Here is a 22,084-nt window from a genome sequence, read left to right as displayed (position 1 = left end):
TGCACATACGCCCGCGAGACCCCGCATTTAGTGTCTTTAGTAACCGATATCAATGAGGATAAAGAGGTACACAGTGAATCCGATCACACAGGTCCCGGAGGACCTCCAAGAACTCGAGGCAATCGACATGCAGGATAAAACCGCCGCAGGGTCAGCCCACGACGAACTGCAAAAGTTCGTCTCCGAAAACGACATCAAAACCTTCAAAGTGGGCGTCGTGGACCTGGACGGTGTGTGGCGCGGCAAGCGCATCCCCGCCCGGTACTTCCTGGAAAGTGTCGCTGAGCGCGGCACAAACATCTGCAACATCATCTTCGGCTGGGACATTCAGGATGAGATCATTTCTGATCTCAGCTACACGGGGTGGGACTCGGGCTACCCTGACGTGACCCTGCTGCCGGATCTCAACACCCTGAAGGTTGTTCCGGGGGAACCTGGGGTCGCATCCGTCATTTGCGATGCCTACGAAATGTCCGGCGAGCCGGCGGCGATCTGTCCCCGGAGCATTCTTAAGCGGGTTGTGAAGAAAGCCGAAGACCTCGGTTACTCGCCGGTCTGCGCCTACGAGTTCGAGTTTTACCTGTTCAAGGGGACTCCAACCGAGCTTGCCGCCAACGGCTGGCGTGACCTGACTCCCATCACGGCTGGCAGCCACACCTACAGCCTCGTCAGGGACACAGGCACCGAGTTCCTCATCGGCGAGATCCGCCGCCGCCTGTCTGAGCAGGGTATTTTCATCGAGGCCAGCAACAGCGAAAACGGCCCGGGCCAGTTCGAGATGAACATCCACTACTCGGATGCTCTCGCAGCCGCGGACAACGCCCTCCGGCTTAAGGCCACCGTCAAGGAGGTCGCAGCTGAAGCCGGCTACACGGCATCGTTCATGGCCAAGATCAACCCGGAGTGGGCCGGCTCCTCCGGGCACATGCACCAGAGTCTCTGGGATCCGGAATCCGGCAAGTCAGCTTTCGCCAATGCCGAGGAGCCCGGCGAGCTGAGCGCCGTCGGGTACAACTACCTGGCGGGCGTCGTCGAGACGGCGCCGGAGCTTACCGCCCTCTACCTGCCCACCATCAACTCCTATAAGCGGACCGAAGGCGGGCAATGGGCCGGATCCAGCGCCACCTGGGGCCTGGACAACCGTACGGTTGCCATCAGGTCCATCCCGTCAACGGGCAGTGCTGCGCGCATCGAAAACCGGGTACCTGGCGCTGACGCCAATCCTTACCTGGTCATCGCTGCCAGCATCGCCGCCGGCCTGCACGGCGTGGACACAAAGATGACCGCTCCCAAGCGGGTGGTAGGCAACGCATACGCCCTGGAGGAGGGACACCAGGTAAAGGAGCTCCCCGCAACACTCGGCCAGGCCATCGAACAGTTCGAGAAGAGCGAGGTCGCCAAGGAGTACTTCGGTGAAACCTTCGTCACGCACTACGTCCAGACGAGGCGCTGGGAGCTCCGCAAGCTTCAGACCAGTGTCACCGACTTCGAAATCGCACGTTACCTGGAACGAATCTAGCGCCCAGTGCAGCGCTGAGAAGCGTTCAATCCACCATTTTCCTTACCAAGAAAGAAGAAACACCCAATGACTACTCACCCCGGAAAGATCGCCGCAGTCACCGGAGCCGCGTCCGGAAACGGCCTTGCCATCGCAGAAAAGCTGCTCAAGGAGGGCGCTACCGTCGTAGCCCTCGACCGTGACGAGGCCGCGCTCGAGCGCCTGGTTGGCCAGCACCCGGAAATGGTTCCTGTTGTTATGGACGTCGCCGACGAGGCTTCGGTCGGCAGCGGCATGGCCGAGATCGATGCCAAGTTCGGCCGGCTCGACACCCTCGTCAACAACGCAGGCATCGTCAAGGGCAGCAACTTCGATGACCTCGGCGTTGCCGAATGGGACCAGGTCTTCGCCGTGAACTCCACAGGCCCGTTCCTGGTCAGCCAGGCTGCACGTCCGCTGCTGGAGAAGGGCGCCGCCGCCCGAGGCGACGATTCAACCAGCGCCATCGTCAACATCACATCAGTCGAGGCCCATATCGTCATCGCCAGCAGCGGGCACCCCCAGGTGCATTACAACGCTTCCAAGGGTGCACTCCTGATGTTCACGAAGGCTTTGGCCATCGAAACCGCGGCTTCCAAGATCCGCGTCAATGCTGTTGCCCCGGGCTTCATCGAGACCCCGTTCACCAAGTCCGTGCTGGAGAACCAAGAGGCCGTGAAGTTCCTCCTTGACCGTACGCCGCTCGGACGTATCGGCCGCCCGTCCGACGTTGCCAACGCCGTCGCGTTCCTGGCCAGCGACGAGGCCAGCTGGGTGACCGGTACCACCATCCACGTCGACGGTGGCTGGCTGGTTTACTGACATGAGGGCGCCCCTTATTGCCATTTCAGCGGCTCGGCAAACCGTCGATACCGCCTTCGGCCCGATGCCTTCAACAGTCCAGAACATGGCCTACGCCAACGGCGTCCTTGCCGCGGGCGGCCGTCCTGCCATTCTTCCGTCAACGGCAACAATCCCCGATGCGGCCCTTGAAGGGTTCGACGGGCTCATCCTCACCGGCGGCGGCGACATCAGCCCCCGACTGTATGGCGAGGACCCGATCGACACGGTCTATGACGTCTGCGATATCCGGGACGATTTCGAGATCGAGCTTTACAACGAGGCCATGCTTCGTGGCATACCGGTCCTGGCGACCTGCCGGGGAATGCAGCTTGTCAACGTCATTCGCGGCGGAACCCTGGTCCAGGAAGTAAGCCCGGACCGAGGGCACTGGCAGGACAACCCTTCGCACCAACCGTGGCACAGGGTGCAGCTGGAACCTGATTCCGAACTTGCCCGGATCGCTAAAGGCCTGAGCATCCCGGTGAACAGCTACCACCACCAGGGCCTGGGAAGGCTCGGGAAAGCCCTTCGCATTGTGGGACGGGAAGGCGATGTTATTGAGGCAATCGAAGCCGATGATGCCAGCCTGATCGGGGTGCAGTGGCATCCCGAACACATGGTCGATTATGACGAAGCCCAGAAGGCTCTCTTCGTGGATCTCGTGGAGAAGGCCGCGGCACACGCACAGTCAGAGCAACTACTTCAGGAGCAATTCTCATGAGCACAGAAACCGAGCGCGGGCTCAGCCACAACAAGTCAGACTTTGACTTCCACGGACGGGCACTCGACAACATTTTCGACGACTACCAGGACATGCTCGCCAACGGTCCTGTCGGTCACAGCGACAAGTATGGGGGCTTTTGGTACATCACCAAGAGCGAAGACATCTTCAATGCAGAGCAGGATCCTGACACTTTCGCTGTCGGTCCCTCCATGCTCCTCCCTGCCTTCGGCACCGATGTCCCCCTTATCCCGATTGACATCGATCCGCCGACCCACGCTGACTTCCGCAAGATCCTGCTGCCGATGTTCACTCCCATGAATGTTTCCAAGCTGGGCCCGGGAATGCGGGAGACCGCCCGGCAGCTCTGCCAGGAGGTCCTCGCGGCGGGCGACGTCGTTGATGTCTCGGCGAAGCTTGCCCGCCCGATGCCGACAATCATCTTTAGCCGCCTGGCCGGATATCCGGAGCAGGACTGGCCGATTTTCGACCGGTGGATCGATGAGATCATCTATGAGCGCACGGCCCATCCTGAAACGGCCTACGCGGCCGGACGCGAGCTCAACGATTACTTCGACCGCCTTCTCGACGAACGGGAAAAGGCCGGACCGGAAGCAGAGGCCAGCAACGATCTGATCACCCAGCTTCTGAAAGCGGAGGTGAAGGGACGGAAGCTCACGCGTGAAGAACTGCTGTCGTACTGCTACCTGCTCTTCCTGGCCGGGCTGGATACGACCGCCTGGGCAATCCGGTCCGCCCTTTGGTACCTTGCCGGCAACCCGCACGCCCAGCAGCAGTTGCGTGAAGACCCGGACCTGATCCCCACAGCTGCCGAGGAGTTCCTGCGGACGCTTTCTCCGGTCCAGGCCATGGCCCGCACAGCAAAAGCAGACACAGTTGTCCGTGGCCAGGAGATCAAGGCCGGGGAACGCGTCGTGCTCGTCTTCGGCGCGGGCAACCGGGACCCGGAGGTCTACGAAGAACCCAATGAAATCAAGATTGACCGTGAAGACAACCGCCATCTGGCCTTCGGCGGCGGTATCCACCGGTGCCTTGGATCGAACCTTGGCCGCGCCGAGATGGTTATTGCCATGGAGGAATTCCTGAAGGCTGTCCCTCACTTTGAACGGGCGAATGACGACGAGCCGTGGCACGGCGTCGGCCCGCTTACCCTCAAGATTGGAGCTTGATCACTATGGGAGAACTTTGGGTCGATGGAGGGCGTTGCCAGGGCCACGCCCGGTGCTGGGCGCTGGCACCCGAAACCTTCGAGATCGACGAGGAAGGCTATGCGCACGTCATTCCTGGCCGCGAAAACAGCGGCGACGAGCCGAACGTCCGCAAGGCCATCCGGAACTGCCCTGAACGGGCAATCCTTGAACGGGAATCGACCGAGGCCGGCGAAAAAGCCGCAGAGGTTTCGGCGTCGTGACACATCTGCCAGACCGGGTCGCGATTATTGGCGCTTCGGTTGCATCGGCGATGCTGATTGAACGCAGCCGTGAGCTTGGGTTTGCAGGCGAATTTATCGTCATAGATTCCGACCCGAATGCGCCTTACGACCGGCCCCCGCTGTCCAAGCAGTTTCTTTTAGGCACTGGTTCCGTCGAACCGGCCGAGTGGTGGCCGGAGGCTACGCCGATCCTCAACGCAAAGGCGATCGGGCTGCTCCCTGACAAGCGGACTGTTCTGCTGGACAAGCTCGGAGAAGTGGCGGCTGACGCGGTCGTCATCGCATCCGGAGCCGGTTCCATCAGACTGCCAAAAGAGCCGGCAGGCGTTCTCAGCCTGAGAACCGCCGAGGATGCCCTCGCCCTGCGCAATGCCGTGGATGCAGGGGCTGCCAGTGCGATCATCATCGGCGCCGGAACCATTGGTGCGGAGCTCGCCTCCACACTGGCCCAGCGTGGGCTTGCGGTCACCGTAGTGGATCTGGCTCCGCAACCAATGCAGCGCTTCTTTTCAGGACATCTGGGGGAAGAAGCAAAGGCATGGATGCACTCGGCCGGTGTTGTAACCCACTTTGGAGTTGCTGTGGAGTCCATTCAGAAAACCGATGCCGCATGGACAGTCCAGGTCAGCGGCCTGGACCTGCACGCCGACCTTGTTATCAGCGCTGTCGGCGCCCGGCCCAATACTGAATGGCTGACCTACAGCGACCTCGACATTTCCAACGGAGTCCGTTGCACTGCCGACGGGAAGGCGCTGCTGACCAGCGGTGAAATCGCTGACGGGATCTTCGCTATCGGAGACGTTTCGGCACGGCAGGCCGAGGACGGAACGTTTCGGCGGTTCGAGAGTTGGACTCAGGCGCAACGGCACGGTGCAGCCCTGGCTGAATACTTCGCCGGCTTCGAATCCATGGAACTGGAACAGGCTCCGTACGGATGGACGGAGCAGTTTGGTCGAAAGGTCCAGGTACACGGGATGCTTCCGCCGGAAGGCGAACTTGTGCAGGTCTACGCTGCCGAGGAACGCAACGCCGCCTTGTACCGGATCGGATCCGCGGAGGAGGAGGCGGCCTGGATTGGCGTCAACGCGCCAAGGCAGTTCAGTCGGGCCTCCATGGGCATGAGCCTCCTAAGCTGAAAAGATGAATACCCCTGCTGAGCCCGCGGCGCCGCAACCGAACGAGGTCCTGCCGGCTGACTATCGCCAAAAACTCCAAATAGCAGAGCTCCGGGCAGATACCCTGTCTGAGCTCACGCAGCTCATGATGGAAGGACCCGATCCGCTCGCGCTTGCTCAAAGGGCAGTGGACCTGGTTGCCAGGGCAACAAACTCAGCAGGGGTTTTCGTCTACCTGTGGGATGAACAGGAACAAGTTCTTGTTATGCGTGCAGGTACCGCTGGAGTGCAGAGCCAGCAAGTTGGAAGGGTCACCCTTCGCCTCGGCGAGGGGGTAACCGGCTGGGTGGGGCTTACCCGGCAGTCAGTTGTCCTTAACAAAAACATTCAGCAGGATCCGCGGTTCGTCAGCATCAGCGAACTGCAGGAAGAAGATTTCAACTCGATGCTGGTAGTCCCGATCGTGGCTCCGACCGGGACGCTCCTGGGTGTATTCAGCCTCTGGTCGTATGTCGAGGAAACCTTCACGTGGGAGTCAAAGCTGATTGCCGACGAGGTGGGCATGCTGCTTGCCAGCGGCCTGCTGCAGGCTGAGACTGTTGATGACTTGCGGCGTCAGTCTGCAGCAGCACATTTCCTTGTAGATTTCCCGATCAACTCCGCCACTTCGGTTCTGCAATGCGCTCAAGTGGCCGCCCAGTCGATCCTCAAGCACATGAGCTCCGACGGTTGCGTCATCGAATATTTCGGTCGTGGTCCAGCCACATCCCCGCCCACTGCCATCGCAATGGACAAGGGCGAGCGAAGCGGAACAGTGGTTCGAACCACTCACTCACGAACAGCAACCTCCGAATTTATCGAATCCAACTTCGCCGGACATGAGCGGATATCTGTTTCCTTCGGCCTGACGAGCACCCGGGGCATCGTCACCTGCTACCGTCCACGCCGCTATTCCGCCAGGGAACTTGACCGACTCAGCGCCATTTGCTCCCAACTGGCCGCCCTGTTTGAAGCAGTAGAACTGGAATCGGTAGGTTCCTCCCATGCTTCACGCCTGCTTCGAAGCGTCGGCACGAGCACATTCGCCCGCATTCTGGAGGAGTCAGGCTGGTCAAAGGGCCGCACACTGCCTGTCCTGGTACGGGTGAAACGGCTGAAATTCGACTCGGATGCGGTGTCCAGGCGCATTGCCCCCTACCTGCAGGAACTGGCCGGCCCACGGTCCCTCGTCTTCACGGAGGGACCCCTCAGCCTGCTCTTTATTGATACCCCCTCCGGTACGGGAGAGGAGATCAAGGCGAAGCTGGAGACAACTCTTTCTGAGCTCGACGAACACCGCGGCGTCTCAGCCTTCGCCGGCCTCGGTCCGGTGGCCCGCGATGTCGCTTCCCTGCAGCCTGCGCTTTCCGACGCCGAGACCGCACTGGCATGGACAGAACTGGTTGCCAGGACGTCCGGGAGACGGGTCACCTCTTTCAGCGAAATAGAACATCTGCAGGACGTGCCGCTCGTAGGGGAAGGGATGTCTGCGGAGATCAAGGACGTGCTCGCTGAACTCAGGTCCCTCATGCGCTACGACGCAGAAAATGGAACCCAGTTGGCCGAAACAGTTGCCATGCTGCTATCCAACAAGGGATCCATTGCGGACACGGTCTCCAAGTTGCACATCCACCGCAACACGCTCCGGCAACGCCTCCAGCGCGTAGAGCAGCTCATCGGTCATTCCTTCGAAGAATCCGGAGACTGGCTACCCACAGGCATTGCCGCACGGTTGGCGGTGCGGGAAGGCCAGCGCGCGGTTCTTCAGTGACGGCAACGGCCGCCCAAACTAAATTCCTGTTCAAGGACCGTCCCATGGTGTGAATAGTGTCGACCCCAGCCATCCGAAGCGCCAATGCCTCAGCTCTGCAAGCACACACATTCGGATCTCCATGTGCAAATGGCACTGCGGTCGCGGCGATGCCGTTCGCTACCTTGAAGTATTGGAAACTCCGATCGCCCGATAAGGAATTCGAGCATGACCTACCAGCCAGATCTTTCCCGAGGCGCCGGCACTTTGCAGGCCCTCGTCATACAGCCGGATCCCTATTGCCCGATCGACCGTCTCGGCCTGTGGCTGCACGATGAGGGTATAACCACCAGAATTGTCCAGCCATTTAATGACGACGTGATCCCGGAAATACTTCGGGAGGACGCCCTGGTGGTCCTGGGCGGTGACATGAGCTCGCTGGACGACCATGTCTATCACTGGCTTGCCCACATCCGCAGCCTTATGGCAGCTGCTGCCAGCCACAGGAAGCCCACACTTGGGATATGCCTCGGAGCTCAGCTGATGGCACAGACTTTCGGCGGTACGGTGACCAGGGGCGACCAGGGCCTCGAGGCGGGAGTCGTAGAGGTAGCATTACGGTCCGAGGCGGCCGGGGATCCCCTGATGGCCGGGTTACCGGGCCCTTTCTGCGCCGGGGCCATGCATGGGGACATGATCGACCACCTGCCACCTTCGGCGGTCTGGCTCGGGATGACCGCCCAATATCCGCATCAGGCTTTCCGGGTAGGCGAAATGTCGTGGGGAGTTCAGTTTCACCCTGAGCTGTCGCCGGCGGTCTACCGCCAGTGGCTATCCCTGGTCGACGAGAATGACGCGGTTGCCATGGAGCGGGCAGGGCATGGTATGCAGGCGTTCGAGAATCAAGACCAGATTGTGAGGGAGCATACTGAGGCAATGGCACGACGCTTCGCCCACCTGGTCCGAACGACCGCAACAGTGGCTTCCCAGTAGACCAAGTGGTGTGGCGGCGCTGCCGTTGCGGCTTGGACGTGTCCTGGACATCCGGCGCCGCGCCTCCTGCCCCCGGCACCAGTCATTCCAAGGGGGCGGGAACATGCCATATCCGTCGTGATCGGATGCGCCAGGTATGTGGCCCTTCGCAGATGAGCGTGGTTAGTGCTGGCTGAGACTGTCCCCGCCGGGCATTGGATGTTGTCGGTGCGGCGTGGTGCGGTGGGAATAAGGTCAGGGCCTCTTTGAATTGGTTGCGGCCAAGCAAACCAACACCCAAAAGAGACCCTGACATGAATAACTCTATGTCTTGTTCCGGTGGCCGCTGGTGCACGCGCGCCGGATGCGCTGCTCGGTGTCGAGGGCCTCCACATCAACTCCGTCACAGCAACCGCCAACGGCCTGGTTCTGCACGTCGAAACCGGTGAAACCCTCAGTGGCTGTCCGGGCTGCGGCGTCGTCGCGGTCGGGCACGGCCGCCGGCCGGTTCGTCTCCATGACACCCCGTGTTTCGGTCGTCCGGTGCGGCTGCTGTGGGCCAATCGCGTCTGGCGCTGCCCCGACCCGGACTGTCCGGGGGAACACCTTCACCGAGGAACACCCGTTGGCCGGGCCGCGGGCGAAACTCACCGCCCGGGCAGTGGCATGGGCGACCGACGCGCTGCAGCGTTTCGACACTTCCGTTTCAGCCCTGGCCCATCAGCTCGGCTTTTCCTGGCACACCGTCTGGGACGCCATCAAGGCAGAGGCCACCAGGCGCATCGGCATCACGGAACGGCTGGCCGGCGTGAACGCGCTCGGCGTCGACGAGCATGTCTGGTCACACACGGGCCCGCCGGGATCCGGCATGGTCACCGGGATCGTGGACCACACACGGGACGCCCGCGGCATAGTTCACGCCCGGTTGCTGAACCTCGTTCCAGGACGGTCCGGGAAGGCCTACGCCGACTGGCTCAAAGAGCGCGGTGCCGCCTTCACCACCGGCATCAAGACAGCGGCCCTGGATCCGTTCCGTGGCTACGCGAACGCAATCCGCGATGAATTGCCAGAAGCCATCACCGTCCTGGACGCGTTCCACGTCGTAAAACTCGGATCGGCCATGGTCGATGAGGTCCGCCGCCGCGTCCAGCAGGACACCCTCGGACACCGCGGCCGCAAGGGCGATCCGCTCTACGGCATCCGCCGGGCGCTGCAAGTCGGCGCCGAACACCTCACCGACAAACAAACCGCCCGGCTCGACGCGAAGCTCACCCTCGGGGACCCGCACCACGAGGTCACCCTGGCCTGGCAGTGCTACCAGAAGCTCCGCAACATCTACCACGCCAGACCCGAGCGAGGCAGGGAACTAATCAACGAAGTGATCGCTTCGTTCCCGTCCTGCCCGATCCCGGAAATCTCACGACTGGGCCGGACGCTCAAACAATGGAAGGCAGCGATCCTGGCCTACTTCGACACCAACGGCGCCTCCAATGGACCCACCGAAGCGATAAATGGCGTCATCGAAACCACCCGCAGAATCGCCCGTGGCTTCCGCAACTTCACTAACTACAGACTTAGATGCCTACTCGCCGCCGGCGGCCACCGCCCCTACCGGATCAAACAAACGAACCATGCCTAAACGCGAAGGGCCAGGTATGTTGAAGCGCCTACGTATCTTGAGCTCCTTGCAACAAACAAACGCACCCGTGTCTTCAGGTGTTTCCCAGCACCGGCCCCAAGCGGTGTCGAACAGGTTCCCTCAAAGACGACGTCACGGTACTTTCACGAAGGATGGTGCTCTCATGGTCAGCGGAGCCAGGGTCTCTCCGGCTGAGTAGCTGTCTGCGAAGACAGCCGCTCCTGCGCTGGTCAACGCTACCTGGACATTCGCCCACATGGTTACGCCGTCTTCCACCGACACCGCCGGCAAACGGAGATCGGCGAGCTGCACCGTCTCGTTTCCTTGCTCGATGGACAGGCATGCCCCGTCCGGCCCGACTTCTATTTTTGGGTTGCAAATTGCGACCGACATAAGCCCATGGTGGGCGAGGAAGCGCGCCTCCCCACCGAACTGGAGCACAAAGTGGTCACCGGCAGACTGGTCCAGGCTCTTGAACGGGAAATAGAACTGCCGGGTATTGGTCACGGCAGCACCGTCACGCAAGAGTATGCGTCCGTCATGCATGGACTGCACGTAGCGGACAAAGCTGTCTTTGACCGCCCATGCCATGCCGAGATCTGCTCTTTCAACAGTGAGTTCGGACATCAGGGTTCCTTTGTCGTTGCCAGGTTGCACAGGGCCGGTGGCGCTCCCCGCTCTCTGACACACCAGGTAGGGGAGGGGCTTGCGGCTGTTCATCTTCGACCATTTTCGTGGCGGTTCAGGTGATCGACATGTACTGCGGGCACATCATTCGCGCGGACCGTGTGCCTGGCGCCCATCGGAAAGGACGGTCGTTGAGGTTACGAGCCTGCTGGGGGAGCGCTGATGGGCGCGGCCCGTCAGGCCGGGTCTGAATTAGAGTGCCATATTCAGTCGTTCAGACGCGATGCACTCGTAGACGAGCCCGGGAGGAATCCGGTGGCAGAGCTCCAGGGTGTAGGACCAGGGGCCGTGCCAGGTGACAAGAACACCTGACGCTTCACTGTTGTCCCGTTGGGAACGCAGCCTGGTGATTGCTGCTGACAATTCATTATCACTGTGAAACCGTTCCCGATGCTGTACGTATCCAGCCGCCTTGGACTGCCCGCCCCTCATGATGCAGCCTCCCGCTGGAAGTCAGGGCAACGGCTGAACCTCTCGGTTTCCCACTTGTAGTCGACCCACACGTTGAAACCGTCTGCCCGGTGAAATAGCCGGCGGGGCTCAGCGCCGTCACTGTCGAGCCACAGGATTTGATCATCGTCGGTGACTGCATCGACAACTCCGCGCCGGATCTCCTCATCCTGAAGTTTAACAATGACCGGCTGGCCAATCAGCGGCTGCCACTTGGGTTGCAGGTGAAATGCCATTCGATGCTTTCCCTTCCTGTGAAGCGGGCCGTGTCTGCCTTCTATCGGGCAGACACGGCCGATGCCTTAAACCGTTACCAGGTCCTGCCAGTCGGCGAGGTCATGCCCGTGGGCATCGCTGACAGACTTGTGGGTGACCTTGCCTGCCGCCACGTTCAGACCGCCGGCGAGAGCGGGGAGCCGGTCGAAAGCACCCTTGACGCCGTAGTTGGCCAAAGCCACCGCGTAGCGGAGCGTGACGTTGGTCAGGGCGTAGGTGGAGGTGTTCGGGACAGCGCCGGGCATGTTGGCCACGCAGTAGAAGATCGTCTCGTGGACCTTGTACGTGGGTTCCTGGTGCGTGGTGGGGTGGGTATCTTCAAAGCAGCCGCCCTGGTCCACGGCGATGTCAACGAGCACCGAGCCGGGCTTCATCCGGGCCACGAGGTCGTTGGTGACGAGCTTGGGTGCCTTGGCGCCCGGGATCAGGACGGAGCCGATGACGAGATCAGCATCGATAACGGACTTTTCGATCTCGTATGAGTTGGACGCTACGGTCTTCAGGCGGCCCTGGTACTGGGCGTCCAGCTCGCGCAGCCGGTTGATGTTGATGTCCAGGATGGTGACGTCGGCGCCGAGGCCGAGCGCCATGGCCGCGGCGTTGGTGCCGGCGACGCCTGCACCGAGGACGACAACCTTGGCGGGACGGACGCCCGGAACGCCGCCGAGCAGCACACCCTTGCCCCCTGCCGGCGCCATGAGCGAGGTCGCACCGACCTGGACGGAGAGCCGGCCGGCCACTTCGGACATCGGGGCGAGCAGCGGCAGTGCCCGGCCTTCCTGAACGGTCTCGTACGCGATGGCGGTGACACCGGATTCGACAAGCGCCTGGGTCAGTGCGGGTTCCGCTGCAAGGTGCAGGTAGGTGAAAAGTAGCAGGCCCTCACGGAAGTGCCGGTATTCGGATGCCACGGGTTCCTTGACCTTCATCACCATGTCGGCCCGCGCCCAGGCCTCCTCTGCGGTCTCGACGATCTCGGCTCCGGCAAGGGCGTACTCCTGATCGCTGATGCCGGAACCGGCGCCGGCGCCGGTTTCCACGAGCACGTCGTGGCCGTTTGCTTTGAATTCGTGGACGCCGGCGGCAGTGATCGCGACGCGGAACTCGTTGTTCTTGATTTCCTTGGGGACGGAGATGATCATGACTCATGCTTTCTGAGGGGATTGATGCTTGTGGGCAAAAGAATGACAGAAAATGCGGAAACGTGAGCCCTGCTCGCAGGATCTGCGGCAGAATGGAAGCAGCTCATTAATTCCTGCATTGTGAGGAGCGTTACAGAGTGTCGGACTCGCAGAAACTGCAACAGGTGCCATTGGACGAAGTGGACCACAAGCTTCTTGGCCTGCTGTCCAATAATTCAAGGCGTACCAATCAGTCGTTGTCGGAGGCCCTCGGACTTGCGCCGTCAACCTGTCTTGCCCGCCTCAAGGCGCTCAAAGAGTCGGGGGTAATCAAGCGCTTCACCGTCGAAGTCGCACCCGAAGCAATGGGCCTGCCCCTCCAGGCCCTGGTCAGCGTGCGGCTTAGGCCTGGGGCCCGGCACCTGATGAATGCCTTCGGAAATGAGTTGCGGGACCTGCCCGAGATCAAGCAATTCTTCGTTCTTGGCGGTGCAGATGATTTCCTGATCCACATCACGGCCAGGAATACCGAGCACATCCGTCAATTCGTACTGGACCATCTGTCATCGAATCCTGCCGTCGCAGGCACCCAGACCAACCTCGTGTTCGAGCATGGCCACGGAACCGCCTTCGGACTCTAGGGATCTGGGACAAATGCCGCCGATGGCCCAAGCCAAAGGGCATCCCCGTTTTTCCCGACATCTGCGGCAGGCCCTGGTCGGCGAAACAGCAGGGACGCTGACTCCTTCCAGTCCATGTATTGCACTAGTGGGGGGCGGCCCCACCTGCTGCAATGGCAATACGAGACGCGAAAGAGTCGCTCATCAGGGAAAGGAGTCGAAGTGTCATCCTCAGATGCACATAACCCCGACTTTCAGAAAATCTTCGAAAGTCTGCCGAACCAATACATCATCGTCACCCCCGACAGAACGATCGTCGCTGCCACTGACTCGTTCCTTGCATCTACGGGAAAGAGCCGCGAGGGAATCGTCGGCATGGACATCCTCGAGGCTTTTCCGGACAACCCGGACAACCCTGACGCCAAGGGAACAGAGATTCTGCGCAGCTCCATCGAGCGTGTTGTCGAAACCGGCAAGATCGATATTCTTCCGCCTGTTCGCTATGACATCGAGAACTCAGACGGGATTTTCGAGCCCCGGTGGTTCCAGCCCCTGAACGCTCCGGCTTTCGACGATGACGGCAAGCTCGTCTATGTCCTGCACGGGGCGGAAGACATCACGGCTCAAATGACGAGCAAGAGCTGAACCCCGGCCGCCACCGACCCGATAAAGGACTGAAATTATGGACGACGTCAAAGCAACCCTCATTGGAGGACCGACCCTGCTCCTCGAGATCGCCGGCTACCGGATGATCACTGACCCCACCTTCGATTCCCCCCAGGTCTACCACCACCCAATCGCCGGACCCGTCATCAAGAAGCTCGCCCCCAGCGCCACCCCCGAGGAGCTTGGCCACGTTGACCTGGCACTCGCCTCCCACGAGCACATCGACAACCTGGACGTGGCCGGCCGGGGTTTTCTGACGATGGTGCCGCTTGCCCTCACCACGACGGAGGCTGCGAAGAACTTCGGCCCCAACGTCCGCGGGACCAGCGACTACGAGACTCATACCGTTACGCTTCCCGATGGCAGGCAGATGAAAATCACGGCAGTGCCGGCGCATCATGGCCCGGAGGGCGTGTGGGACGCACTCGGGCCCGTTATTGGCTTTGTCCTCGAAGCAGAGGGCATGCCGACGATTTACATCAGCGGTGATAACTCCGAGCTGGATATCGTGCGCGAAATTGCGGATCGTTTTCCAGCCATTGATATCGCTGTGCTCTTCGTCGGCGGCGCAAAATTCGATGTGATCGCAGATGGCGCGTACATCACCCTCAGCAATGACCGGGCCCTGGAGGCGGCCAAGATCATGGGTGTCAAGAAGGTCGTTCCAGTGCACGAGGATTCGTGGGAACATTTCAGCCAGAATGCGGACCAGATCAGCAAGCTTTTCGCCGATGCCGGGCTCAGCGAACTCCTCATCGCCTTGAAACCGGGGGAGTCTGCAGACATCCGGCTCTAGCAAACGGACCGCAGAATCGAAGGTTGGACGGTTATCGGCCAACCTTCGATTCTTGCTTAAAGGCAGAACCGGTGAAGGCCTGCGACGGACAGGCGGGCATCAACTTATGTGCGTGGCGCACACACAGCACCTCGAAGGGTCGGGAAGAATGGTGGCAGCACAACTCACGGATCGCTTGGAGCTCAGGGACGATGACGACCATTGCGGAGCAGTTCACCCGGGAACAAGACGACCTGGCGAAAACAGCAGGGCGCCCGAGTGCCGATTATTGGTCGATATCACAAGGGCTGCGGCTGCTGGGTGACCGCTGGTCCCTATTGATCGTGCGCGAACTCCTCTGCGGTGAAATGGGGTTCAACGATATGTCCCGGGCCCTGCCTGACCTTTCGCGGACACTGCTTTCCCAGCGGCTCAAGCGCCTGGTCCAGCTGGAGCTTGTCGTTCGCAACGATGAAACCGGCCCCCGCGGCTCACGACGCTACAGACTGACGCCGGTCGGCTACGCGCTGCGGCAGACCTTGGAGTCGCTGGGCCTCTGGGCGAGTCATTGGCATGCGCCCTTTGAGAATGACCTGCGGACAGGGCTTGGCACGCTGCTCGAACACATGGGCCGCAGCCTTGTGACAGATTCCCTGCCCAGGAAGTCGATTGTCCTGGGGTTCGAGTTCGACAACGTCAGGGGAGCTCCCCTTCATGGCTGGATCTGCACAGAGAACAGCAAGACAACCGCGAGCATCGGCCGCGCAGAACGTGTCCCGGATCTTCAGGTTCATGTCGCCCCGCGGGTGCTCTACGACCTCTGGTGGGGTCTGCGCCGCTGTGAGGAGGCGCGGCAGCTGGGCTCCATCGGGTTTGTTGGCCCGCAAGAGTGGGCTGCGGACTTCTCCGGCTGGTTCGCCCCTCGGGCAGCTTCCTAACGGTCAGCGCCCACCATACGGTGCCCCGCGGTTGACAGGCCCGCCGTTTCCCGGCTTCCTGCTATACAGGTACGTTGCACTGGGTCCTGTTTCTGGATGCCATGCAGGGATATGAAACAGGGTCTACACCCCTTAGCCGGGGGAGAGTAGGGTCAAGTAAACAGAGGTGCCGTCGCCCAAGCGTGTCTAAGAGACCACGTTGTGCCGGCGCTGCTTTCTTGGAGGAACCAGGATGGCTGGATGGAATGCTGACACGGCTGCCGGCCCAGTAGGGGCAGGGACCGTCACCCTGGTCGAGGAAACCTCGTTCTGCATTTCTTTGCCCAATGGCGACATTCATCCCGAGCACCCGCATGGCCTGTTCGTGCAGGACACCCGATTCCTGTCCCGCTGGAACCTGACAGTCAACAGTCATCCGCTTGAGTCCCTCGCTGCCGAGACGCGCGAGCCGTTCCGGGCCCTGTTTGCAGGTCGCGTTCCCCGTTCCGACGGATATGCCGACAGCCCGCTGATCGTGGAGCGCCTGCGGGAAGTCGGCGCGGGTATTCAGGAGCGACTTACCGTCCGCAATTATTCAACCAAACCCGTCGAATGCGCGATTTCCCTCGAGGTTGAAGCTGACTTCGCGGACCTTTTTGAAGTGAAGGAAGCCCGGATCCAGCGTGCGTGGGACGCAACCCGGTACGTGGATGGGGACCAGCTGACCATTTCCGGTGTCTGGCAAGGCATGCGAAAACGGGTCGTCATTCAGGCTCCGGGAGCAGAGGTGAAGCCGGAGGGGGTCACCTTTCTGGTATCTGTCCCACCGCAAGGGGACTGGAGCGCTGTCGTCAGTGCCCGGGTTGAGGTTGAAGGCTCTGGCCGGAGCGCCACCCTTGTCCACCCTGAGGGGGAGGAGTTGTCCCCCAGTGACCGGCGCCGCAAGGAATGGGTTGCCAGGATTCCCGTCGTTCGCATGGGTAACCGATCCATTGAGCGTACGTTACGGCGGAGCTACGACGACTTGGGTGCCCTCCGGATCGAGGATCCGGATCATCCCGAACGCGTTGTGGTGGCGGCAGGTGCGCCGTGGTTCATGACGCTCTTTGGCCGGGATTCCCTGTGGGCCTCGGAAATGGCGTTACCGGTGGATCCCTCACTGGCTTTGGGGACGCTGCAGACGCTGGCGGACCGGCAAGGAACCATCGTGGACCCGCTGACCGAGGAGGAGCCCGGCAAGATCCTGCACGAAGTAAGGCTTAGCCTCAATGCCGGTTTGGCCCTTGGAGGCAACTCAGCCTACTACGGGAGCGTCGACGCGACTCCGTTATTTGTGGATGTGCTCGGAGCCGTCAGCCGGTGGGGATTCGGAGCAGATATTATCGCCGGTTTGCTGCCCCACGCGGACCGCGCCCTGGAATGGATACGTCACTACGGGGACAAGGACGGCGACGGTTTCGTCGAATATGAACGGCTCAACGACCAGGGCCTGATAAACCAAGGCTGGAAAGACTCCTGGGACGGCATCAATTTTGCCGATGGAACACTTGCGGAGCCCCCGATCGCGCTCTGTGAAGTCCAGGCCTATGTCTATGCTGCGTATACCGCGCGTGCCTGGATGGCATACGACGCGGGCGACACGGCACGGGGAGATGATCTCGCCGATCGGGCGGCGGAACTGAAGCGGAGATTTAACGAGCAGTTCTGGATGCCGGACCGGGGGTACTATGCAATCGCACTCGACGGCAGGAAGCGACAGGTGGACGCGTGTGCTTCCAACATGGGCCACTGTCTGGTCTACGGACTCGTAGACGAGGACAAGGCTCCGCAGGTTGCCGAGCGGCTTATGTCTCCGGAGATGTTCAGCGGCTGGGGTATACGGACCTTGGCCAGCAACATGGGCGCATATAACCCGGCCAGCTATCACAACGGCTCGGTATGGCCCCACGACAATGCAATCATCGCTGCCGGTCTGTTGCGATACGGCTTCGTGGCGGAAGCACAGCGCATTACCACTGCGATATTGGAAGCCGCCGAATTCTCGGGCGGGCGCTTGCCCGAGCTCTTCTGCGGCTTCAGCCGTGATCAGTTCGCCGAACCCGTACCCTATCCAACGGCGTGTTCGCCCCAGGCTTGGGCAGCAACGGCCCCGATCCTCCTGGTGACGAACCTGATGCGGTACGACGTTCATGTCTCCCGTCGGGGACTGTGGATGGATCCTGTGCTTCCGGAAGCCTATGGTGATCTGCACATCACCAACGCACCTGTGGGTGGCGGCCGGATCACCATCGACATCGATAGGTCCGGCCCCTCTATTCAGGGCCTGCCTGAGTGGATGGAATTTCGACGCGGACATCGGCCATGGATTACGGAACTGGTCGAACAGGCAGACCGCCGACGACGGAAGTAGGCAGCCTGACTGTCGTCGACACCCTCGATGTTACAGCGCCGCCATCCCCTCTGGGACGAAGCCGGCGAACAGTTAGATGATGACTTCTGGCACGCCTCCCGTTAGGCGCGGCGACTTGCCCAACGGGAGACGTGGCATGATGAGCGCTATCTTCAGCGCTCATCGTGCCCGCACTTCACATGGCGCCTACGCGCCCGCTCAGTGCTCCGGCCAGTAGTCGTAGACGTCACTGGTCCCACGCATGAATTCGATAAAGACGCAGTCCCTGTCCCCGACGGTCCATGCTTCATGCTCCGGCGGCAGCATCATAAGATCTCCGGCTGAGAATTCCTCCTCGGATCCGGTACGCTGGCGCACCCCCAAACTGCCTTCCAGGATGTAGGCGACATGCGGCATGGGACACATATCCGTGTCGAGAATTCCGGTCTTGACCGCATCCTCCGTCACTGATGCTCCCACCGGGAAACGGACGAGAAGGGCGCTGGCCCCGTCAAGGGTCACCATCCTTTTCGTGATCCGCCCGATAGTAATGAGTTCGTACTTGTCCTCGTCGACAAAATTGGCCTTCTGCATACGTGTGAGGTCTACAGCCATAGTTCTTCCTCTGCTCCTTCGTCGTGTAAAGCGTCCGCAGTGACGCCTTGTTTCAATTCAGCGACCTGCTCTCTCTACCGGACAAGTACGAAAGCTGTACTGACCCCCATACCGCAGGCACGCATAAACGGCGCTCAAATCTACCCACGTTGCGCACTATACCCCCGGGGGGTATAGTGGATGCGTTGTCAGTGACAAGGCATGTCCCGGCCGGTGCCAACACCCGCTTTCACGGCCCGTCAACCCCAGCGCCCATTGATGCTCCATCAAGGAATGGAAACTGACATGTTTGAATCTGGAAACCGCACTGAGCTTCCCCTCGCCTCGAGTGCGGGATGCAGTTGCTGCACAGCCAACGTCTTTTCGCAGCCCACCTCCTCCGCTGCTGAGCTCACTCTCGAGGGCCTAACCTGCCGGCATTGTGCCCAGACAGTCGAGAAGGCCGTCCTGGTCCTTGAGGGAGTGGATTCTGTGGCTATTGAGCTCGTTCCTGGTGGCCTTTCCCGCCTCCTGATGGGCGGCAAAGCCGCCGCGGCTGCTGTACGCCAAGCCGTCATTGCCGCCGGTTACGTGGTTAGCGGCTAGTAATTCCCTGGAACTTCACGCCGCAAAAACGGCCCAGAAGTTGGCGCCCCCTCCCGAAACAGGAGGCATCGAAGCGCGCCCGCGGGCGAATGAATCCCTCCACAACTGGCCAGCGGGGTCCACCCGAACCCCAGCAGGCCGCGCAACCCCAAAAAACACCCGACTCGGGTACCCCCTGAACTTTCTGCGGGCTCTGCTGCCCGCCAATTTGTAGAGGACATGCTATGACCGGAAAAACAGGACAGCGGCGCGGATTGGTGCCGTTGCTGGTGATCGCGACCGCACAGCTGATGCTGGTGCTCGACGACTCCATCGTGAACATCGCGTTGCCTAGCATCCAGCAGGAACTCGGGGTGAACGCCGTGCATCTGCCCTGGATTGTGAATGCTTATAACCTCACGTTCGGGGCTCTGCTGCTCCTGGGCGGTCGGCTTGGCGATCTCTACGGACGGCGGCATGCATTGCAGGCCGGTCTCGCCCTCTTCGTCATCGCATCGCTGGCCGGGGGTCTTGGCCCCAACAGCGAGACCCTCATCGCCGCCCGAGCGGTTCAGGGGCTGGGAGCAGCACTGGTTGCGCCCAACGCCCTGGCCCTCATTGCGACAACCTTCTCCGAACGCAAGACCCGTGATGCAGCCCTGTCGCTGTACGGCGCGATGTCCGCTCTCGGAATTGTGGTGGGATTGCTTCTTGGTGGCGGCCTGACCGACACCCTCGGCTGGCGGTGGGTCTTTTTCATCAACGTACCCATCGGCATCCTCGTGCTCCTGGGCAGCCGGACCTTGGTGAGCGCAGGACGGCACGCCGGGAGTCTCGATGTCAGGGGCGCCGTATTGGGAACCAGCGGCATGGTCGCCCTGGTGTACGCAATTACCCGCTTTGGCGAGGAGGGTTTCGCTGACCCTCTGGGCCTTGGTCTGGTAGCCGCTGCAGCCCTGCTGCTGGCTGCCTTCATCGCCCTGCAATCCCGCAGCAGCACGCCGCTGGTCCCACTGGGGCTGTTCCGGGACCGTGGCCGCGCTGGCGCATACGCCTCCATGCTGCTGCTAGCCATTGGTCCCATGGGCAGCTTCTACGTGATCACCCTCTATCTCCAGCAGGTTCAGCATTACGGCCCTCTGCGGACCGGTGCCAGCTGGCTGCCGTTCGCGGCAGGGCTGGTGCTCGGGGCAGGGGCCGCGCCTAAGCTGCTGCTGAAGATGGCCACGCGCCTCATCGCAGCAGCGGGGGCACTGCTCAGTGCCGGGGCTGCCTTCTGGTTCTCCTTCATCCAGGTAAACACGAACTACTGGCTGCACCTGGCACCGGCCATGTTCATCCTCGCCCTTGGGTTCGGTCTCGGCATTATCGCCCTGACCCAGGCCGCCGTATATCACACGAAGGAAACCGAGGCCGGAATTGCCTCTGCGCTGCTGAACTCGGCCCAGCAAATCGGCGTTGCCCTCGGACTGGCCGTTTTGGCAGGCGTTGCTGCAACGGTCAGCAACAGCAGCCAGCATTCGGCCGTCACCGAGGCAGGCCAACTGGTCGCCGGATACGGCAGCGCACTTGCCGTCGCGGCTGGGCTGCTGGTGGCTGCAGGAATACTGGCTGCAGCTACCTTGCCTTCCCGAACCGCGGCACAGGCCAACGCCCCCGCTGCGGCCGGAATTCATTAGGCGGACCCGGACAGGGACTGTCTCCAGTGACGAGAAGGTACAGCATGCGCGCCCCTGTGCCTGGGCGCGCATGCTCGGCGACAGGTATCGTCCGCTCGAAAAGCGCAGCTAGAGCCTCGCCTAGATACCACCGGGTCACCGTTCAATAGCCGGCGGACCTCGCGAAACGCTTCGAAGCGGCGGTTGACCCGGGCTTCCCCGCCCCTGTGGGCAGTATTCCTGGCCGCTAACAACCCGGTGCTGCGCTTCAGGGGATCCTCCTCCGACTTTGTGTTCCGCCAGCCTAGCCCTGGTGTATCCCCATTCTGGAGGACATGCAACGGAATTTGTAGGTCTGCGGTACCCACGAGAACCCCAGAGCTGGTCGGACCGATCCTGGTTACCGTCCACCAATCAGCCAGAATTTCGATGTCAGCAGGGCGCGCACACATGGTCTTTACGCTTTCCTGCCACGCTTGCTGGTCCACCCATCGGTATGCTGAAAGGCGTCGATGACGTCCTGGTACGCCAGGTAAGTGACGTCCAAATCAATGTGATCATCATGGTCGGCCCGCAGGCGTTCCAGCCAGGCGGAGCCCGGCCGGGGGCATCCTGACCGTCTCAGATCGAGAGTCGTCACAGCCGAGTGACAGTCCCAAAACCAAGGAGAAGCATCCATGAACAAGAACGAGCTGGCCCAGTTGGGCCTCGACACGGATGGCCTTACGCCGGACGCCGACTACGTCCCGAACCCCTTCACCGCCGATGACGGTGTACACGTCGACCTCGTGTACCGCGCCTACCTGCAGCTCGAGCAGATCAACGCGCTGGGCGGCATCAACTTGCTCGGCGGCTCGCGCGAGCGGCTGGAGGAGATCTATGGCGGACTTGAGGATGGCATGGATCTGATGACGGCGGTGACGCGCTTTGGCGACGATGAGCAGCAGCATCGCGCCCAGCAGCTCATCGCGGCAGGGAAGATCAGCGGCTCCTGACAGGCCTCGACGGAACCCCGACAGCCCCGGCTGTCGGGGTTCTTTCTTTCGTCATGCAGACCGGACTGGCAAGAACCCTTGGATATGCCGAGGCCCGGCATGCGTCGCGCGGACATCAACTGAACCAGGCGAGGCCCACTCTTCCCCTGGACAGGGACCGCGGGAACCTCAGCATTTGGTTCCATAGCCGCTCATTATCCGTCCATGCCGCGGCTCCTGTCTCCCGGCGCGTCCATGCGCCTAAGCAGGAAGAAGTCCGACCCTGGTGTTCATGTGGTGTTC

General features: G+C 61.4%; 20 protein-coding genes and 1 pseudogene. 17 read left to right on the top strand and 4 right to left on the bottom strand.

From position 1 onward, the window contains the following. Window positions 1-73: 73 nt before the first annotated feature. The 9 genes and pseudogenes from QRN42_RS05215 to QRN42_RS05170 all read left to right on the top strand — a co-directional run bounded on the left by QRN42_RS05215 (window position 74) and on the right by QRN42_RS05170 (window position 10,069). Window positions 74-1,519: a glutamine synthetase family protein gene (locus tag QRN42_RS05215; protein WP_243835349.1), complete on the top strand. Its 1,446-nt coding sequence runs from the start codon at window positions 74-76 to the stop codon at window positions 1,517-1,519. 66 nt (window positions 1,520-1,585) lie between these two features. Further along, window positions 1,586-2,359, top strand: a complete 774-nt coding sequence (locus QRN42_RS05210; protein ID WP_133830835.1) for an SDR family NAD(P)-dependent oxidoreductase — start codon at window positions 1,586-1,588, stop codon at window positions 2,357-2,359. A gap of 1 nt (window position 2,360) precedes the next feature. Then, window positions 2,361-3,101, top strand: a complete 741-nt coding sequence (locus tag QRN42_RS05205) for a gamma-glutamyl-gamma-aminobutyrate hydrolase family protein (protein WP_133830834.1) — start codon at window positions 2,361-2,363, stop codon at window positions 3,099-3,101. Further along, a complete protein-coding gene (locus QRN42_RS05200) occupies window positions 3,098-4,291 on the top strand; it encodes a cytochrome P450 (protein WP_133830833.1) in 1,194 nt (397 codons plus the stop codon). The genes QRN42_RS05205 and QRN42_RS05200 overlap by 4 nt, the downstream gene beginning before the upstream one ends. 5 nt (window positions 4,292-4,296) lie before the next feature. Then, window positions 4,297-4,533, top strand: coding sequence for a ferredoxin (locus tag QRN42_RS05195; RefSeq protein WP_133830832.1), 237 nt, complete (start codon window positions 4,297-4,299; stop codon window positions 4,531-4,533). Then, complete coding sequence (locus QRN42_RS05190) at window positions 4,530-5,690, top strand: NAD(P)/FAD-dependent oxidoreductase (RefSeq protein WP_242703047.1); 1,161 nt, start codon at window positions 4,530-4,532, stop codon at window positions 5,688-5,690. The genes QRN42_RS05195 and QRN42_RS05190 overlap by 4 nt, the downstream gene beginning before the upstream one ends. Window positions 5,691-5,694: 4 nt before the next feature. Then, window positions 5,695-7,479: a helix-turn-helix domain-containing protein gene (locus QRN42_RS05185; RefSeq protein ID WP_133830831.1), complete on the top strand. Its 1,785-nt coding sequence runs from the start codon at window positions 5,695-5,697 to the stop codon at window positions 7,477-7,479. A 207-nt stretch (window positions 7,480-7,686) separates the two neighbouring features. Continuing rightward, window positions 7,687-8,451: a type 1 glutamine amidotransferase gene (locus QRN42_RS05180; protein WP_133830830.1), complete on the top strand. Its 765-nt coding sequence runs from the start codon at window positions 7,687-7,689 to the stop codon at window positions 8,449-8,451. A 293-nt stretch (window positions 8,452-8,744) separates the two neighbouring features. Continuing rightward, window positions 8,745-10,069, top strand: a pseudogene (locus QRN42_RS05170) (ISL3 family transposase). Window positions 10,070-10,201: 132 nt separating this feature from the next. Here QRN42_RS05170 and QRN42_RS05165 read toward each other — a convergent pair. The 3 genes from QRN42_RS05165 to ald all read right to left on the bottom strand — a co-directional run bounded on the left by QRN42_RS05165 (window position 10,202) and on the right by ald (window position 12,624). Then, on the bottom strand, window positions 10,202-10,696 hold the full coding sequence (locus QRN42_RS05165; RefSeq protein ID WP_242703048.1) for an HtaA domain-containing protein: 495 nt from the start codon (window positions 10,694-10,696) through the stop codon (window positions 10,202-10,204). 488 nt (window positions 10,697-11,184) lie between these two features. After that, window positions 11,185-11,442 (bottom strand): hypothetical protein, encoded by a 258-nt coding sequence (locus QRN42_RS05160; RefSeq protein WP_133830829.1) that lies wholly within the window; start codon window positions 11,440-11,442, stop codon window positions 11,185-11,187. 66 nt (window positions 11,443-11,508) lie between these two features. Beyond that, window positions 11,509-12,624: an alanine dehydrogenase gene (gene ald, locus QRN42_RS05155; protein ID WP_166183130.1), complete on the bottom strand. Its 1,116-nt coding sequence runs from the start codon at window positions 12,622-12,624 to the stop codon at window positions 11,509-11,511. 137 nt (window positions 12,625-12,761) lie between these two features. Between ald and QRN42_RS05150 the strand changes: the two genes are divergently transcribed. The 5 genes from QRN42_RS05150 (at window position 12,762) to QRN42_RS05130 (ending at window position 17,991) form a co-directional block, all read left to right on the top strand. Then, complete coding sequence (locus tag QRN42_RS05150; RefSeq protein ID WP_056387789.1) at window positions 12,762-13,244, top strand: Lrp/AsnC family transcriptional regulator; 483 nt, start codon at window positions 12,762-12,764, stop codon at window positions 13,242-13,244. Between the two features lie 201 nt (window positions 13,245-13,445). Further along, window positions 13,446-13,868: a PAS domain S-box protein gene (locus tag QRN42_RS05145; protein ID WP_205679365.1), complete on the top strand. Its 423-nt coding sequence runs from the start codon at window positions 13,446-13,448 to the stop codon at window positions 13,866-13,868. 37 nt (window positions 13,869-13,905) lie between these two features. Further along, complete coding sequence (locus QRN42_RS05140; protein WP_133830826.1) at window positions 13,906-14,685, top strand: MBL fold metallo-hydrolase; 780 nt, start codon at window positions 13,906-13,908, stop codon at window positions 14,683-14,685. 191 nt (window positions 14,686-14,876) lie between these two features. Further along, window positions 14,877-15,602, top strand: a complete 726-nt coding sequence (locus QRN42_RS05135) for a winged helix-turn-helix transcriptional regulator (RefSeq protein WP_133830825.1) — start codon at window positions 14,877-14,879, stop codon at window positions 15,600-15,602. Window positions 15,603-15,834: 232 nt separating this feature from the next. Continuing rightward, complete coding sequence (locus QRN42_RS05130) at window positions 15,835-17,991, top strand: amylo-alpha-1,6-glucosidase (protein ID WP_133830824.1); 2,157 nt, start codon at window positions 15,835-15,837, stop codon at window positions 17,989-17,991. Between the two features lie 198 nt (window positions 17,992-18,189). Here QRN42_RS05130 and QRN42_RS05125 read toward each other — a convergent pair whose 3' ends face one another. Continuing rightward, on the bottom strand, window positions 18,190-18,585 hold the full coding sequence (locus QRN42_RS05125) for a cupin domain-containing protein (RefSeq protein WP_133830823.1): 396 nt from the start codon (window positions 18,583-18,585) through the stop codon (window positions 18,190-18,192). A 285-nt stretch (window positions 18,586-18,870) separates the two neighbouring features. On the opposite strand from QRN42_RS05125, the gene QRN42_RS05120 reads away from it, so the two are divergent. From QRN42_RS05120 to QRN42_RS05110, 3 genes are all read left to right on the top strand, one after another. Beyond that, on the top strand, window positions 18,871-19,170 hold the full coding sequence (locus tag QRN42_RS05120; protein ID WP_133830822.1) for a heavy-metal-associated domain-containing protein: 300 nt from the start codon (window positions 18,871-18,873) through the stop codon (window positions 19,168-19,170). 224 nt (window positions 19,171-19,394) lie between these two features. Next, complete coding sequence (locus QRN42_RS05115) at window positions 19,395-20,828, top strand: MFS transporter (RefSeq protein ID WP_166183129.1); 1,434 nt, start codon at window positions 19,395-19,397, stop codon at window positions 20,826-20,828. A 656-nt stretch (window positions 20,829-21,484) separates the two neighbouring features. After that, window positions 21,485-21,802, top strand: a complete 318-nt coding sequence (locus QRN42_RS05110; RefSeq protein WP_133830821.1) for a hypothetical protein — start codon at window positions 21,485-21,487, stop codon at window positions 21,800-21,802. Window positions 21,803-22,084: the final 282 nt, after the last annotated feature.

It is taken from the genome of Arthrobacter sp. fls2-241-R2A-200, from assembly GCF_030209745.1.
Classification (GTDB): Bacteria; Actinomycetota; Actinomycetes; order Actinomycetales; family Micrococcaceae; genus Arthrobacter.
Note: the sequence above shows the minus strand (reverse complement) of the source record. Positions and strands in the feature narration are given on the sequence as shown.